Source organism: Flagellimonas lutimaris (genome assembly GCF_003581615.1).
In the GTDB taxonomy this organism is placed as follows: Bacteria; Bacteroidota; Bacteroidia; order Flavobacteriales; family Flavobacteriaceae; genus Flagellimonas; species Flagellimonas lutimaris.
Map to the genome: position 1 here is coordinate 172,573 of NZ_QXFH01000072.1, position 15,252 is coordinate 187,824.

Below are 15,252 nucleotides of genomic sequence, written 5' to 3' on the forward strand. Positions count from 1 at the left end.
CCCATAATCTTTAGTTATTATGTTTAAAAAATTTATACACAGACCCGTATTGGCCATTGTGATTTCGGTCATAATTGTGTTTACGGGACTGTTGGCCATAAAGCAACTGCCCATATCGCAGTTCCCCCAAATTGCGCCTACAACGGTAAATATATTTATAGCCTATCCAGGTTCTAGTGCCGATGTATTGGTAAAATCCACCCTAATTCCGTTAGAAACCTCGATTAATGGGGTGCAAGGTATGCGGTATATCGCTTCCGATGCAACCAGTGCAGGGGAAGGTACCTTAAGGGTAATCTTTGAACCGGGAACGGACCCTAATCAAGCTGTGGTTCGGGTAAAGACCCGGGTAGACCAGGTAATGCCGTTATTACCAGAGCTGGTGCAACGGGAAGGAGTGGTTATTACTCCTGTGCAGCCCAGTATGTTGATGTACGTTAACTTGTATAGTGATTCCAAGAACAATGATGAAAAGTTCCTATACAACTATGCATACACCAAAATGATTCCTGAAATCCAGAGGATAAATGGTATAGCAAGTGCCAAGATTCTGGGTAGTCGTAAGTTCGCTATGCGGGTTTGGCTTAAACCAGACCGAATGCGAGCCTATAATGTTTCTGCAGAAGAAATTCTGGAGGCCATGGAAGAGCAAAGTATCCTGGCCAGGCCCGGACGTTTAGGTAGAAGTTCTGGTAAAAAAGCACAATCGTTGGAATATGTTTTGGTTTATCAGAACAGGTATAATGAACCGCAGCAATACAAGGATATCATTATTAAAGCCAACGAAGAAGGGGAGATTTTAAAATTAGGAGACGTCGCCGATGTGGAACTCGGAAGTGAGTTCTTTGATATTTATTCCAACTTGGATGGAAAACCATCGGCATCCATAGTATTAAAGCAGACCTTTGGCAGTAACGGTAGCGATGTTATCAAATCCGTTAAAGAAAAATTGGATGAACTTGAGGCCGATATGCCACCGGGAATCGATTATAAGATTAGTTATGATGTATCCAATTTCTTGGATGCTTCAATTGATCAAGTACTGCATACCCTTCGTGATGCCTTTATCCTTGTGGCCATTGTGGTATTCCTGTTCTTGGGTGATTGGCGCTCTACGTTAATCCCAATTATTGCCGTACCCGTCTCCCTTATTGGAGCATTCTTTGTGATGCAGCTTTTTGGATTGTCCATCAACCTGATTACACTGTTTGCTCTGGTATTAGCCATCGGTATTGTGGTGGATAACGCTATTGTGGTGGTAGAGGCCGTCCACGTAAAAATGGAGGAGGAGAATCTTACGCCTTATAAAGCATCCTATGAAGTTTTGGGTGAAATTGGTGGTGCTATTGTAGCCATTACCTTGGTAATGACCTCGGTGTTTATCCCTATTTCCTTTATGACAGGACCAGTCGGGGTTTTCTATAGGCAGTTTTCCATCACCATGGCAGGTTCCATTGTAATCTCGGCTATAGTAGCTCTCACATTGACTCCAGTGCTCTGTGCCATGATGTTGAAGAACACCCATGGCAAACCAAAACGGAAATCTCCCGTAAACCGATTTATTGATTGGTTCAATGGCAGGTTCGAGAAACTTACGGGACGCTATGTCGGAGTATTGAACAAAATCGTAAATCGAAGAGTGGTCACTTTTGGACTACTGCTGGCATTTTGCGCCGGTATTTTCTTCACAAACCAAGTATTGCCCGCCGGATTTATACCCAATGAGGATCAAGGTATGATCTATGCCATCATCCAGACCCCTCCGGGTGCTACTTTGGAACGAACCAATGAGGTGGCCAGAAAACTCCAAGCTATTTGTGAGGAGACCGAAGGAGTGGAATCTGTTTCCTCCTTAGCAGGGTATGAAATCATGACAGAGGGTCGTGGTTCCAATGCAGGTACTTGTCTCATCAACCTTAAACCATGGTCGGAACGGGAGCATTCCGTCCACGAGATTATGGAAGAGTTGGAAGAAGAGACCAAGGACCTTGGTGCGGTAATCGAATACTTTGAGCCGCCAGCTGTTCCTGGTTTTGGTTCCTCTGGTGGTTTTGCCATGCGTTTGTTGGACAAGACCAATGGTACCGATTATCATGAGTTTGAGCGAATCAACAACGATTTTATGGATGCCTTGCGAGAACGTAAGGAATTGGCAGGTTTGTTTACGTTCTATGCCGCCAATTATCCACAATATGAGCTGAAAATCAATAATAAAGCGGCCATGCAGAAGGGAGTTTCCATAGGAAAAGCGATGGAAAATTTGAACATTCTTATCGGTAGTACCTATGAGCAAGGGTTTATCCGTTTTGGTCGATTCTTTAAGGTATATACCCAAGCGGCACCGGAATATCGTGGATTGCCTTCCGATTTGGAAAAACTCTTTGTGAAGAACGAAGAAGGCGAAATGGTTCCCTATTCTGCGTTTATGACAATGGAGAAAAAATTGGGCCCCAACGAGGTGACTCGATATAACCTTTATAATTCTGCGGCCATACGGGGATTACCAGCAGCAGGGTATACCAGTGGTGATGCCATTGGAGCCATAAAAGAAGTGGCGGAGCAAACCTTGCCTCGAGGTTACGATATTGCTTGGGAAGGTCTTTCCTATGATGAGGCGCAACGCGGAAATGAATCCATCTACATATTTATTGTGGTGCTCATATTCGTGTATTTGGTGTTGGCCGCCCAGTACGAAAGCTTCTTGTTACCATTGGCAGTAATCCTTTCACTCCCTGTTGGGGTATTTGGTTCTTTTATGTTGTTGAAGTTTATGGGATTGTCCAACGATGTATATGCCCAGATTGGTATGATCATGCTGGTAGGACTTTTAGGTAAAAATGCCGTATTGATCGTGGAGTTTGCCGTTCAGAAACATCGGGAAGGCATGCCCATACTGGAAGCAGCCATTGAAGGTTCCAAACAACGTTTTAGGCCTATTTTAATGACATCTTTTGCATTTATCGCCGGTTTGATCCCCTTGGTAGTCGCTTCAGGTGCAGGAGCCATTGGTAACCGTACCATTGGTGGTTCTGCCTTGGGAGGTATGCTCATCGGAACCATTTTCGGTGTGTTATTGATACCAGGATTGTACTATGTATTTGCAAAAATGGCCGAAGGCAAGAGTCTTATTAAAGATGAACACGATGAGCCGATCTCGGAGGAGTTCTTCAAAAATAATGACACTGAAAGCAAATTGCGCGCTCGTTTGCGTGAGGTGAACAAACTTTTGAAAAAAATGACCACAAGAAATGGAAAGAAAAAGAAAAAAGGTGACCAAGATGAAGCATAGAAAATCACTTTTAATTGGAATGATAGCGTTGGTGGCCTTTTATTCTTGTGTGCCAACCCGTGAAATCAGAGACGAGAATGTAGCTGTTCCCGAAAATTATCAAAACCAGTCAACGGATACAGTGAATACTGCATTGGTGGAATGGAAGGAGTTTTTTAAGGACCCTAATCTCATTGCTCTTATTGATACCGCTCTGGTTAAGAACCAAGAGCTCAATATTATGTTGCAACAGGTGGATATGGCCAAGAATGTAATTCAGGCCAAAAAGGGTGAGTATTTGCCCTTTGTGAACCTTCAAGCCGGTGCCGAAATTGAAAAAGTGGGTGAATATACCCGCAATGGCGCTGTGGAGAAGAATCTGGAAGTTAAGGAAGGCGAAGAGTTCCCAGAGCCCCTGACCAATTATATGGTTGGGGCCTATGCAACATGGGAACTGGATGTTTGGAAGAAACTGCGCAATGAGAAAAAGGCTGCGGTTTTCGAATATTTATCCAGTGTAGAAGGCAAGAACTTTATGGTGACCAATTTAGTGGCGGAAATTGCTGATTCCTATTATGAGTTGATGGCTTTGGACAATCAAATGGCAATAATTAACCAAAACTTGGAGATTCAGCAGAATGCATTGCGCATGGTTAAGTTGCAAAAGCAAGCTGCACGGGCCACAGAATTGGCGGTTAAGCGTTTTCAGGCCGAGGTGATGAAAAACCGAAGCCATAAATATGAAATCCGACAGGAAATAGTGGAAGCAGAGAACCGATTGAACTTTTTGATCGGTCGTTCACCGCAGCATATTCAGCGGGAGTCCGATAACTTTATCGATACGCCTATTGATACAGTATATGCGGGCATACCTTCGCAATTGTTGCAGAACCGCCCCGATGTGCGTAGTGCCGAGTTTGAATTGGCAGCGGCCAAATTGGATACCAAAGCGGCTAAAGCCAGTTTTTATCCACAGTTCACGATTAAGGCAGGTTTAGGTCTGGAGGCTTTTGATACTAAATACCTCACCACTACGCCAGAATCTGTTTTGTATTCTGCGATTGGAGATATGGTAGCTCCTTTGATCAATAGAAATGCAATAAAGGCGCAATACAAAAATGCTACAGCTCGACAGTTGCAAGCGGTGTACGAATACGAAAAGGCCATTTTGAATGCCTATATAGAAGTGGCGAACCAGTTATCCAACATCGATAATCTTAAAAAGAGCTATGAATTGAAAGATGGTCAAGTACAGGCCCTAACGGAATCCATAGACCTGTCCACACGTTTGTTCCAGTCCGCACGGGTGGAATACATTGAGGTGCTTTTGGCGCAACGTGAGGCTTTGGAGTCCCGAATGGAACTGGTAGAGACCAAAAAAGACCAGATGCTGGCCCAGGTAAATATGTACCGCGCCTTGGGCGGTGGCTGGAATTAAATGTCCCAAATCGATAGTTTTACCTACTGTCTTGGCTATTGATTTACCCAAAATGAAGCCCGATTTACAATTGTAAATCGGGCTTCTGATTTTATCGCATTTCAAAATTTACAGTTTTAATAGTTGCTATAAAATGTGGGCAGTTATAATTTTCATTCGGGTTTATGTACCTCTAATTCAATTTCGATCATAAATTCCGGAAGCGCCAATTCTTTTACCCCAAGCCATGAGCCCGCTGGAAAATTCTTGGTATAAATGGATTCTCTATAGGCTGCATTTTCAATGAATGATGCCATATCTGTAGTGAATATATTTTCCACCACAACATCATCAAAAGTGCAACCGAAGTGATTTAATACTTTTTCCAGATCGGCGTAGCAATTCTTCATTTGCTGCCCTAAATCGGCAATTGCAGTTGGATTACCTTCATTATCCATACTGACAGCTCCCGAAATCTTTATATCGTTCCCAATTTTAACGGCATGAGAATACCCATAAGCCTGCTCAATATCCGGCCGAAGTTGAAAATATTCTGGTGCTACGGATTCGACAACTGTAACTTCCTCTTCAATTTCTTTGGTTGACTCCTTTTCTTTTTGCTCACAACTCTGAAAGGGCAGCATTGTAGAGCAAAACATTAAAACTAAGATGAATCGGTGGTTGAGTTTGTTTGGTTTTTTCATTGTCATGTTTATTTAGTGCCTACTTTGGTCGGTTTTCAGCTATCCCGTTTTTTATTAAGATTCAACGTTTCATTTCTCCTCCAAAGTCACAAAAAGCTGGGATTTTATTTTCCACTTACCAGATGCTTTGGTCCACATGGCGGAATAGTTGCCACCAACAATTGCATTGTTGCCTTTTTCAGGATTGTATCCTTTCCAAACCCCATTTTCCCAGGCTAAGCCTCTTTTTTCGTTTACCATAATTTCCTTTGCTGTCCGTACCCAATACATTTTACTTTCTCCGCCTTCTAAAATATATTGTTTCAAAGCTTTTTTACTTGATAATAAAGTTCCCTTCCCCGTTGTAGTTAAAACATCATTGGTTAAATAGGAAAGTACTTGTGTGTTGTCATAAGCTTTAAGAGCTTGGTTGGAAGCATTTCTGATCGCTAATATTTCCTCTTTGTTAGTTTGTGAATAAATTTCAGGGGTGTGCAACAAAAAACTAAGGACTATAAATAGTAAATGTATTGTAAATTTCATTTTGGAGGTTTTTGGACAATCAAGATAAGGAAACTATTACCATGGTATCCTTAACCTATGAGGTAAGGTTAATTTTCTGAAAAATTACGTACATTCAAAAAAAATTGGGTGAATGATAGAATGTCCTTGATTTCCAACCTAAAACCAACCAACCTCACACTAATGAAAAAAGCAATATTCACTTTATTTGCCGGTATATTCACGACAGTCGGCTTTGCCCAATCCAATGATTTTGACGACACCTTAACAAAAATCACACAAGAAAAGGATAGTACGCTCGCAGCTATGTTTCGTGCAGACTCGATAAAGGTGGACAATCAGTTCAAAAGAAAACTGATGATAGCAGAATTCAAAGATGTAGCCACGTATCCTGTAATCGATGCCGGCACTTTTTCCGGAGTAGTTCCCGTTGAAGATATTACCGAAATCCCCGACCCAAATCTGGAATACAAATTGATGTTCGAATTGGTGAATTTTGATAGTGATACCCCCTCCAAATTGGATGCAAGTATTGTTGAGGTGGCACGTATAATCAATTTGCATGTGGCTTCCGGTATTCCTTTAGAAAATATTTCTCCTGTGATTGTGGTTCATGCGGGTTCGCTCAATGCTTTTACTACAAATGAATTTTACAATGGAAAATTTAAGATGGACAACCCGAATATGAAACTCATTGGGGAATTGGAAAAATTAGGAGCCAAATTTATTTCCTGCGCACAGGCCATGTTTTTCTTTGAAGTGGATAAGGAAGCCCTTTTGCCAATGTTCAAGGTATCGTTAACGGCGCAGACTATTTTAAGTTCTTACCAAATGAAGGGTTATGTGAAGTATCGTATCAATAGATAGAGAATACTTGAAATTCAATCCAAGGATTTGGGGTCGGAGAGTTGAATTATCAGGTCCATGGTTTTTGTGATATGATTTAGTTCTCCTGTCCCCGTGGCACTATTGATAATGTTGTTGAGGTCGTTATGTCTGTCGAGCACATAATTGTCAAAAGCAAGGGTTTCTAAAAATGTCAAATCAATTCTCGGATCTGACAACACCTCTTTATAGTCCAAACTGTATTTAAAATGTTCTTTTTCGAAAGGTTTTAAATGGTTGAGGTAATTTTCGCTGGCCCGTATTTCTTCTTCCTGATAATCGGACAATATATCCTTCCAACCAATAAGTAATTGTCGAAGCTCATTATTGGAAATAATTTCAATCGTTGAATTGTTGAGCAAACTATTAATGATTCCCGTGGAAGGGTTGTACGTATAGGCAAAACTGACCGTAAACAAGTGATATGACAATGAGTCCAGGTTGTCAATACGATTAACATCGATTGGCAACCGCGATTTTAAGTATTCAGCAGACTTAATGGTTCGTTTATGATAGGTCATAATAGAATCCAAAAGCTTTTTATTGAAAACAAATTCTTGGTGAAGATCTCTTAATATAAATTCCTCCTTTTGTTTTTGCTTTCGCAGATCATTCCAATTATTTATTTGTAGCGCGAGTAAAATCCCTATGACTACAAGAAAAATTTCTCCAATGGCGTACAGCAAGTATTTTGTGAACTTATTTTCATTAAGCAATCGTTGCCGAATTTTTCGGAAGAATTGTATCATTAGATTGTAATTATAAAAGGCGAATAGTATTTTTTATGGCTATGGCATAGTCTTATAATTTGCTATTTTCTTGATAAAAATTCCCTGACATCCTGGGCTAATTTTATTAAATCGGGCTGGTGAGTATACATCATGTGGCCAGCTTCGTAATAGACCATTTTAATTTTTTCTCTCTCGATGCCATTTCTGGAAAATGTATACTCGGCGTCAAAGAATGGACAGATTAAATCGTAATAGCCACTTGCCACCATCACCTTCATTCCAGTGTTTCTTCGCATGGTCTCACTTAATTTCCGGGTAACATTAACGTATGAAGGTTCCCATCCGCTTTCTTTGGCGACAGGTTTCCAGTTCCATTTACCATAGATTTCCCCATTGGAGTTTAGGTAAGGTCTATCCATTTTTACACCTAGCTCGGATGCATAAAAATGATTCAGTGATGCAGTATAAGCAGAACTAATCTGATAACTGGATGGATCTCCAAGATGTGGGCCATCGGTCAATTTATCCACTTCATCACCCATATATCGTCCATCTAACCTGCCAATGGCAAGTCCTTCCTCTTCAAGGAGTTGTTTTTGAAAACGAGGCATCAGTATCCGCAAGTTCGATTTCAGAATATACTTCTTGTCCAGTCCAATAAAATAACTGAGCTTTTCTGCAACCTCATTTTTTTCGGCATCCGTCAAAAGAGAACCTTTATATAGTGCCGGTGCATAGAAGTTATAAGTGTAATTCCTGCATTCTTCAACGAAAGATTCAAGTGATTTGCCTTGGCCAGCTTTTTTATGGTACCAAGCTGTGGCGGCCATACTGGGCAGGTAGGTCAAATAGGAGGTAATGTTATCATGAACAGATGTGGAACCTGCATAATCCAATGCTTGGGAAATGAGTATTAAGCCGTTTAAAGCCATATTCTGACCGTTCCCTTCCAGTGCGTTGGCCACTCCAGCGGCCCTTGTTGTTCCAAAGCTTTCGCCAATGATATATTTCGGGGAAAGCCAGCGATTATTTTTCGTAACCCATTGTCGCATAAACTGTGCAACTGAATTTGCATCCTCAGTTAGTCCCCAAAAGTCTTCAACTTTTCCTTTTCCGATAACTTTACTAAATCCCGTGCCCACAGGGTCTATAAAGACCAAATCTGTTAAATCCAGTATGCCGTTTGTGTTTTCTACTAAGGTGTATGGTGCCGCGCCATCATCTTTAGCAGCATCGGAGTCCACTTTTACCAATTGAGGGCCGAACATGCCCATCTGCAACCAAACGGATGCAGAGCCAGGACCACCGTTAAAAACGAAGGTTACGGGGCGTTTGCTTGGGTCTTCCGTACTATTTTGTATATAAGCAACCGACCATATGGAAGCTACCGGCTCTCCGGATTTATTTTTAAGATAAGTTTCAGAAGCAATCGCCTTGTACTTGATAAGTTTTCCACCGTTGGTTATTTGATGGTTGCTAATGAATGACTTCGGTTCTGGAACAGAAAGTGAATCAATGTCCGTTTGTTGGGCAGAAATGGTCAATGAAAAGAGTATGCATGTAAATAGCGTGTATAATTTCCCCATGGTCTTTTTTGATTTCTATAAATATAGTGAAAGGAACGGATGGTTCGAGGAGTATTTTAAGGTTGCTTGGAACTAAGGCGTGTACCTTTAAAAGTCTGCTTTAATGTTTAAAAAACTGTCCATTGGGCCAATCAAACTTATTGGCAAGTGTAGCGAGTATTTCCAGATAAAGTTTTTCTCCGTTTGCGCTGTTGGCTGAAATAACGGCCCCTTTCCCTATCGAAGGAAATCCCATTACAATGCAAACTGAACCGGGAGAATTGTAGCCACTGTGAATAAAAGCCAAATTTTCGTTTTCACCAATTAGCAAAACACCAAGTCCCATAAAGGCTTTTTGATTATAAAATCTAAAAGGAAGTTCCAATTCGTTTTGAAGCAACCGTTGAACGGTTTTCTTCGAAAATGTTTTAGAATTGTTTTCATACCCCTTCATTATTTCCGTGGTTAACTTGGCCAAATCTGCTGGTGTTGTCATCAAACCACCTTGGGCTTTAGCAGGTAATTCCAGTTGGGAAGGTTGTTCCTTTCCAAATTTATCATGGGGTTTGGCCTCATTATTTTCGAAATTAGGAGGCAAGGGGTATTGAAATGTACTAGAATTCAGTTGCAAAGGAATAAATAGGGTTTCTTTTGCAATTTGTTGGAAGGATTTATCTGTAATATCTTCTAAAATTTGTTGGATAAGTGCATATCCAATATTTGAATAGGACCATCTACTCCCAGGAATTGCATTGGGAATGGCAGGTTCATTGATCGCAGGCGAATCAGCATTCAGAATTTGAACAAGTGTTGGAACACCTTGGTTTTTGTCAAAATCAAAATTAGTGCTGGGAAGTCCCGATTGGTGCGATAATAAAAGCCTTAGCGTGACTGGAGTATCTTGGGTGAAATCATTTTTTGGAACCTTCCATGATTTTAAATATTGATTGACATCTGTATCCAAATCCAATAATCCTTGTGAGATAAATTGATGTACAATGATGGCAGTAACATACTTGGAAACTGATGCAGCTTGAAATATTGTATTACTGTTGACAAAGTTTAAACTATCTCTATTTCCAAATGTAATTAAGTCATGAATTCTGTAATCATCTATTACCGCAACACTTACCCCTGGAACATCTAACTCCTTTAATCTTTTTGCAACAGGATGCATTCTTTGGGTTTGGATTTTGCCCGAATCTGATTCTATTATCTCATAAATCCCCTTATTCAACACATTTTTCTCCTTGCAACCAAGAAGTAATATTGAAAGAAATGTCAATACTCCAATATAGGAGAGTGGTCTACTCATAATAGTTTATGTTTCGCATTGAGAAATACTGGATATAAAGTTAATTCTTATAAAGTTTATAGTATTTGTGCGCTAAAGAAGAAAATCATCACTTTTTTATATATTCATTTCGTTTACTTCTTATCTATAGTTTTATTTCTTTTAAGCGCCCAAAGCATAATAAACAACATTGCATTTGCTGGCCAAACAAACATTAATGGCATTTCCAACACCCTAGGATTTATTATAGCTAAAACAATAAAAGCAATCAATGCAACGATGCCCCCGATTAATTCCCATTTCCAAGCAAGACCAAGCCCTACTAGACCAACTGCTGCTATTGATAATTGCAAAATAGCATTGCTTGTTAATGGTCCGCCGGTGCTTTCTTCAAAAAAGGTTTCACCGATAAACATTAGCAAAGAAAATGCTATTAAGAGTCCACTCAACCCTCGTATTGCCCACCGTAATTTCTTATATGTTTTAGTGCTCATGGTTATCTTTTAAAGTTTAATCCTATTGTAGATGTTTCCATTTTCTTAGTGTGACTTCCAAGCTCCATAATATTGATATGGGCAGGGGGCAGCGATAGTTTTCGTAGACCAACTCTTTCAATTAGTTGGCTGTACAGCATTATTAAAACAGTTATTCTGTATTCTTAATCCAATCATCCAAGCCATAATAAATATCTCCTCGAGTATGGTCCACAACATAACCTTGGGTAAAACGAAGATTATTTTTGGGTTGCACAAAGTCATTGAATATGGCCATATGTACAGAACACACTTCAGCATCACTATATCGGACTCTTAGTCCATCGATTATCTGTTGTCCAAAAGCAAATGGTACCATTTTATGATTGGGAAATCTTTCTCGTATACTATTCTCCAGTATCAAAAAGTCTTTTTTGAGCTCCTTATAAGGGGAGCCTGTAATTACATTGGCAGCACGATAGCCTGATGAGGAATCTTTTTCGTCTAAAATTCGAGTTGAGTCCAAACCGTAAATTGAAAAAAAATTTCCAACCAAACTTAACGAAAAATGGAGCTCTTTTAGATGGCTACAGTTCCCCATAACATTTCGTTCAACAATTACCGAGGAACTAAAGCTAGGGGCTTGTCCGTAGGTAGTCCCTATAATTTCCTTATTTAATTTTTTCTCCAATTCATGCATGTAACTAGTCCATCTGCTATTAAAGTTTTTTTCATCATGAACATTATCCATGACTAATTTTTCCAATTTTTTTACTCCAGCATATTCAAAAAAAATTCCTCTCCCGTTCTCTCCTCTAGGCACACCAATCGGATAATAGTTCTTTATGGATTCATATATTTCCCATAGGTTGAAACGGTGTGAGTTGAAGCTAAATTTATTTGAAATCATATTTTTTGATTATTCCTAACTTCTGCAGCGAAGAAAGTAGGGCAGGTTCAATTAAACTCCAATTTAATAAATCAATTTGTCTAAAACCACATTTCCAATTTTTTCTATCTTGGTTTTATGTTTAGCTACGATTTGTTGACATATTTGGAAGGTTACCTCACCGAAGGGCGAAAACAACGTTTTTTGGAAGTACTTCAAAAGAGAACCAAGCATATTACGGTTGCCGTGGAAGATGTATACCAATTACACAACACAAGTGCCATTATTCGTAGTTGTGATGTCTTCGGAATACACGACCTTCATGTAATAGAAGACCGTTTTGGTAAGCGTTTGGATAAAAACATTGCCATGGGGGCCGAACAATGGGTAGATGTGCACCGCTACCAAACCACCACTGATTGTATCTCAAAATTAAAGGACGATGGCTACCAAATCATTGCCACTACACCGCATAACGATTCCAACTTACTTCACGATTTTTTCCCTGCGGAGAAATCGGCCATCTTTTTTGGAACTGAAAAAGAAGGACTGTCCGAAGAGGTAATGCAACAGGCAGATGGATTCCTTAAAATTCCAATGGTCGGTTTTTCGGAGAGCTTGAATGTTTCCGTATCCGCAGCTATTATTATCCAACAATTGGCACAAAAAGTGAGAAGTTCCGATATAAACTGGCAATTATCTGATTTTGAGACTCTTGAAAAGAGGTTGGATTGGACCAAAAAATCCATAAAAGATGTTGATGGTATCATCAAAAGATACCTGTTGGAGTAAATAATTTTTGTACTTTTAACTGTTAATCAATCAATTACAGTTATGATGGTGCTTTATATTGTGTTGGCCATAGTGGTGCTTATTCTTTTTCTGGCAGCCATTGCCCCAAAAAACTACGATGTTTCCCGTTCTATTGAAATCAACCGACCCAGTAGTGTTGTTTTCGATTATCTCAAATCTTTGAAGAGCCAAGATGAATGGTCGCCATGGGGAAAACGTGACCCTAATATGGAAAAGAAGTTTACAGGTAACGATGGAGAGGTAGGTGCCATTAGCTATTGGAAAGGCAACAAAGAGGTTGGAGAAGGGGAGCAGGAAATCACCAATATTGTGGAAGGCGAACGAATTGAATCCGAACTTCGATTTTTAAAACCATTTAAGTCCACTTCGCATGCGTATATAGCAACCAAAGAGGTGGAAAAAGAAATGACCAAAGTGATTTGGGGCTTTTCGGGGAAAAACAAATTCCCAATGAGCATTATGATGCTGTTTATGAATATGGACAAAGCGATAGGCAAGGATTTTGAAGAAGGATTGGCCAATTTGAAGCAAATTTTAGAAAATCAATAAATATTATGGAAGGAAACATGGTAGGCTGGTTTGAGATTCCGGTCACAGATATAAGCCGAGCAAAAACATTTTACGAATCGGTTTTTCAAATAGAAATGCAACTTCATGATTTGGGCGGAACCAAAATGGCATGGTTTCCTTGGGCACAAGATAAATCGGGTGCTCCTGGCGGACTTATAGAAAATAAAGACCACTATCAACCAAGTGAATCAGCAGGTGTACTTATTTATTTTTCAAGTCCGGATGTGGATAACGAACTTGGACGGATTGAAGCTGCTGGAGGTAAAATAACACAGCCCAAAACACAGATTAGCCCCGAAATTGGTTACATGGCTTTGTTCTTGGATTCCGAAGGCAACCGCATTGCACTGCATTCCAGAGCTTAAGGTTATTCAACTAATTCCAAAAGTGCAATATCAAAATCATTGTCCAAAATAACTTTTCCGTTGGCCACAGTAACCTCAGTTTCCGAGTAAGTGTCATATAATTTGGTGCCGTTGCCAAAAAAACCTTTTACCCAAAGTGACTTTTTACCTTTTGGTAAATCCAGTCCAACGACAACTTTGTCCCGATACTCCCCTTTATCATAGGTTCTGGAGAATACATAGGGTGATTTGGCCAATCTTTTATGTTTTCCAGCACCGATGGCAGGGTGATTGGCCCTGAATTGACCCAGTTTTTGCCAATGCTTGTGTATTTTCTGTACTTCGGGAACACTATCCAAATCCTCCCAATTCATAAACGAACGCAGGGTGGCATCACCTTCAGTACCTTCGATAATTAAGCTTCTTGAGGTTTCATCTCCATAATATACTTGAGAGGTCCCTGGTGTCAACAAAAGTACATTGGCAGCACGATATGGCTTTGTCCGGTCCTTGTCGTAAGGGGAACCATCATCATGGGAGGTTAAATAATTTAGTACACTTTTGTCCTTCAGTTTGGTGTGGAGTAGCTTGCTATACTTTTTAAATATGGTCTCATAGTTTTTGTCTGCGTCGCTTTTGAGTTCAAAGTTGATAAGACTTTTAAATCCATAATCAAAGAAATCTACTTTCTTATCACCAAAATCAAATTCACGACCTCCAGAAATGCCATAGTTGTAGACTTCGCCGACCATATAAAATGGATTGTCGTCCAGAATTTTATCCTGATGCTTTTTCTTCCATGTTTCAAAGGCATATTCCGCTTCCTTGTGCAAGTCCGCCCAAGCGTTTTCATTTACATGCTTCACCGTATCCACACGGAAACCATCCACCCCTAAATCGTTGATATAATCTGTAAGCCATTTGATGATATAATAGCGGGGTGCCCGTGGATATCCGGTGCGTTCAAAAAATAGTTGTAGCTCGTCAAGCTCCTTGCTCAATCGTCCTTCATCTTTCCATTTGGCCAAAAGGGCATCGGGCAATTCCACTGCTTCATCGGATTCGGTGAGGATGTCCGGCAAATTTTCCACTAGTGTACAAGCGGTGGTGTTCTCGTAGGTGGTGAACTCACATTTTGGCCCAGTTCTTACCCAATCGTCCGGCCAAACGGGGTCTTTCTCTGTAACGGGCCCGGTATGGTTCAATACCACGTCCAACAGAATACGAATTCCTTTGCTATGAGCTGTTTTTACTAATTCTTCTAAGTCTTTTCGTGTTCCAAAGTTTGGGTCAACTGAAGTCCAATCCTTTGCCCAATACCCATGATAACCATAGGTTTTACCAGTGCCCTCGTCGGTTGCCCCATGGATTTGCTCCACTACGGGTGTAAACCAAATGGCATTGATTCCCAAATTGGTAAAGTAGCCTTCTTCAATTTTTTGGGTAATCCCTTGAATGTCACCTCCTTCAAAACCTCTTAAAACGCCTGTTTCTTCCGTTCTTTCAAAATTCAAATCATTATTTGGATTTCCATTGTTGAAACGATCGGTAAGCAGAAAGTATATGTTGGCACCTTCCCAAACAAAAGGCACCTCCTTTTTCGGTGTTTCAACTTCAACTACCTGCGTTTTTGGTTGCTTTTTTTCAACTTTTTTGCAGCCAATAAATAGGGGGAATAATGACAAGACAACAAGCAGTTTTTTCATGTATTGGGATTTTGTTTAAAGCTATAAAATGAATACGTAAATATAAAATTTATTTATAGCCAGATAGGTCTATCCCAATACAATGGTTTAAA

14 protein-coding genes are annotated in these 15,252 nt (G+C 40.1%); 6 read left to right on the forward strand and 8 right to left on the reverse strand.

Features of this window, described 5'->3' with window-relative positions; all coding sequences use genetic code 11:
* Positions 1 to 19: 19 nt before the first annotated feature.
* Both D2V08_RS10585 and D2V08_RS10590 read left to right on the forward strand, forming a co-directional pair.
* On the forward strand, positions 20 to 3,289 hold the full coding sequence (locus D2V08_RS10585; protein WP_119608132.1) for an efflux RND transporter permease subunit: 3,270 nt from the start codon (positions 20 to 22) through the stop codon (positions 3,287 to 3,289).
* On the forward strand, positions 3,249 to 4,706 hold the full coding sequence (locus D2V08_RS10590) for a TolC family protein (RefSeq protein ID WP_119608133.1): 1,458 nt from the start codon (positions 3,249 to 3,251) through the stop codon (positions 4,704 to 4,706). The genes D2V08_RS10585 and D2V08_RS10590 overlap by 41 nt, the downstream gene beginning before the upstream one ends.
* Before the next feature lie 152 nt (positions 4,707 to 4,858).
* Here D2V08_RS10590 and D2V08_RS10595 read toward each other — a convergent pair whose 3' ends face one another.
* Together D2V08_RS10595 and D2V08_RS10600 are read right to left on the reverse strand one after the other, a co-directional pair.
* Complete coding sequence (locus tag D2V08_RS10595) at positions 4,859 to 5,389, reverse strand: RidA family protein (RefSeq protein ID WP_119608134.1); 531 nt, start codon at positions 5,387 to 5,389, stop codon at positions 4,859 to 4,861.
* Positions 5,390 to 5,458: 69 nt separating this feature from the next.
* Positions 5,459 to 5,911: a nuclear transport factor 2 family protein gene (locus D2V08_RS10600; protein ID WP_119608135.1), complete on the reverse strand. Its 453-nt coding sequence runs from the start codon at positions 5,909 to 5,911 to the stop codon at positions 5,459 to 5,461.
* Between the two features lie 162 nt (positions 5,912 to 6,073).
* On the opposite strand from D2V08_RS10600, the gene D2V08_RS10605 reads away from it, so the two are divergent.
* On the forward strand, positions 6,074 to 6,757 hold the full coding sequence (locus D2V08_RS10605; protein ID WP_147374090.1) for a DsrE family protein: 684 nt from the start codon (positions 6,074 to 6,076) through the stop codon (positions 6,755 to 6,757).
* A 14-nt stretch (positions 6,758 to 6,771) separates the two neighbouring features.
* On the opposite strand, the gene D2V08_RS10610 is transcribed toward D2V08_RS10605, so the two are convergent.
* The 5 genes from D2V08_RS10610 to D2V08_RS10630 all read right to left on the reverse strand — a co-directional run bounded on the left by D2V08_RS10610 (position 6,772) and on the right by D2V08_RS10630 (position 11,748).
* On the reverse strand, positions 6,772 to 7,524 hold the full coding sequence (locus tag D2V08_RS10610) for a DUF6090 family protein (protein ID WP_119608137.1): 753 nt from the start codon (positions 7,522 to 7,524) through the stop codon (positions 6,772 to 6,774).
* Positions 7,525 to 7,586: 62 nt separating this feature from the next.
* Positions 7,587 to 9,092 (reverse strand): S10 family peptidase, encoded by a 1,506-nt coding sequence (locus D2V08_RS10615; RefSeq protein WP_119608138.1) that lies wholly within the window; start codon positions 9,090 to 9,092, stop codon positions 7,587 to 7,589.
* A gap of 100 nt (positions 9,093 to 9,192) precedes the next feature.
* Positions 9,193 to 10,386, reverse strand: coding sequence for a serine hydrolase domain-containing protein (locus D2V08_RS10620; RefSeq protein WP_119608139.1), 1,194 nt, complete (start codon positions 10,384 to 10,386; stop codon positions 9,193 to 9,195).
* Positions 10,387 to 10,499: 113 nt separating this feature from the next.
* Complete coding sequence (locus D2V08_RS10625) at positions 10,500 to 10,859, reverse strand: DUF7670 domain-containing protein (protein ID WP_119608140.1); 360 nt, start codon at positions 10,857 to 10,859, stop codon at positions 10,500 to 10,502.
* 151 nt (positions 10,860 to 11,010) lie between these two features.
* Positions 11,011 to 11,748 (reverse strand): hypothetical protein, encoded by a 738-nt coding sequence (locus D2V08_RS10630; RefSeq protein WP_119608141.1) that lies wholly within the window; start codon positions 11,746 to 11,748, stop codon positions 11,011 to 11,013.
* A gap of 117 nt (positions 11,749 to 11,865) precedes the next feature.
* On the opposite strand from D2V08_RS10630, the gene D2V08_RS10635 reads away from it, so the two are divergent.
* Genes D2V08_RS10635 through D2V08_RS10645 form a run of 3 tightly spaced genes read left to right on the forward strand, consistent with a single transcriptional unit; the run spans position 11,866 to position 13,475 of the window.
* Positions 11,866 to 12,519 (forward strand): TrmH family RNA methyltransferase, encoded by a 654-nt coding sequence (locus tag D2V08_RS10635; RefSeq protein WP_119608142.1) that lies wholly within the window; start codon positions 11,866 to 11,868, stop codon positions 12,517 to 12,519.
* Between the two features lie 42 nt (positions 12,520 to 12,561).
* Positions 12,562 to 13,089, forward strand: a complete 528-nt coding sequence (locus D2V08_RS10640; RefSeq protein ID WP_119608143.1) for an SRPBCC family protein — start codon at positions 12,562 to 12,564, stop codon at positions 13,087 to 13,089.
* 5 nt (positions 13,090 to 13,094) lie between these two features.
* The gene (locus D2V08_RS10645) at positions 13,095 to 13,475 is read left to right on the forward strand and encodes a VOC family protein (RefSeq protein WP_119608144.1); all 381 of its coding nucleotides are present in this window, start codon (positions 13,095 to 13,097) and stop codon (positions 13,473 to 13,475) included.
* Between the two features lie 2 nt (positions 13,476 to 13,477).
* Here the strand turns inward: D2V08_RS10645 and D2V08_RS10650 are convergent, their stop codons facing one another.
* Complete coding sequence (locus tag D2V08_RS10650; RefSeq protein WP_119608145.1) at positions 13,478 to 15,160, reverse strand: alpha-amylase family glycosyl hydrolase; 1,683 nt, start codon at positions 15,158 to 15,160, stop codon at positions 13,478 to 13,480.
* Positions 15,161 to 15,252: the final 92 nt, after the last annotated feature.

Coding starts and splice junctions, on each gene's coding strand:
- D2V08_RS10585 (WP_119608132.1), top strand. CDS start 20: ATGTTTAAAAAATTTATACACAGACCCGTATTGGCCATTGTGATTTCG.
- D2V08_RS10645 (WP_119608144.1), top strand. CDS start 13,095: ATGGAAGGAAACATGGTAGGCTGGTTTGAGATTCCGGTCACAGATATA.
- D2V08_RS10610 (WP_119608137.1), bottom strand. CDS start 7,524: ATGATACAATTCTTCCGAAAAATTCGGCAACGATTGCTTAATGAAAAT.
- D2V08_RS10630 (WP_119608141.1), bottom strand. CDS start 11,748: ATGATTTCAAATAAATTTAGCTTCAACTCACACCGTTTCAACCTATGG.
- D2V08_RS10640 (WP_119608143.1), top strand. CDS start 12,562: ATGATGGTGCTTTATATTGTGTTGGCCATAGTGGTGCTTATTCTTTTT.
- D2V08_RS10590 (WP_119608133.1), top strand. CDS start 3,249: ATGGAAAGAAAAAGAAAAAAGGTGACCAAGATGAAGCATAGAAAATCA.
- D2V08_RS10615 (WP_119608138.1), bottom strand. CDS start 9,092: ATGGGGAAATTATACACGCTATTTACATGCATACTCTTTTCATTGACC.
- D2V08_RS10650 (WP_119608145.1), bottom strand. CDS start 15,160: ATGAAAAAACTGCTTGTTGTCTTGTCATTATTCCCCCTATTTATTGGC.
- D2V08_RS10605 (WP_147374090.1), top strand. CDS start 6,074: ATGAAAAAAGCAATATTCACTTTATTTGCCGGTATATTCACGACAGTC.
- D2V08_RS10625 (WP_119608140.1), bottom strand. CDS start 10,859: ATGAGCACTAAAACATATAAGAAATTACGGTGGGCAATACGAGGGTTG.
- D2V08_RS10595 (WP_119608134.1), bottom strand. CDS start 5,389: ATGAAAAAACCAAACAAACTCAACCACCGATTCATCTTAGTTTTAATG.
- D2V08_RS10635 (WP_119608142.1), top strand. CDS start 11,866: ATGTTTAGCTACGATTTGTTGACATATTTGGAAGGTTACCTCACCGAA.
- D2V08_RS10620 (WP_119608139.1), bottom strand. CDS start 10,386: ATGAGTAGACCACTCTCCTATATTGGAGTATTGACATTTCTTTCAATA.
- D2V08_RS10600 (WP_119608135.1), bottom strand. CDS start 5,911: ATGAAATTTACAATACATTTACTATTTATAGTCCTTAGTTTTTTGTTG.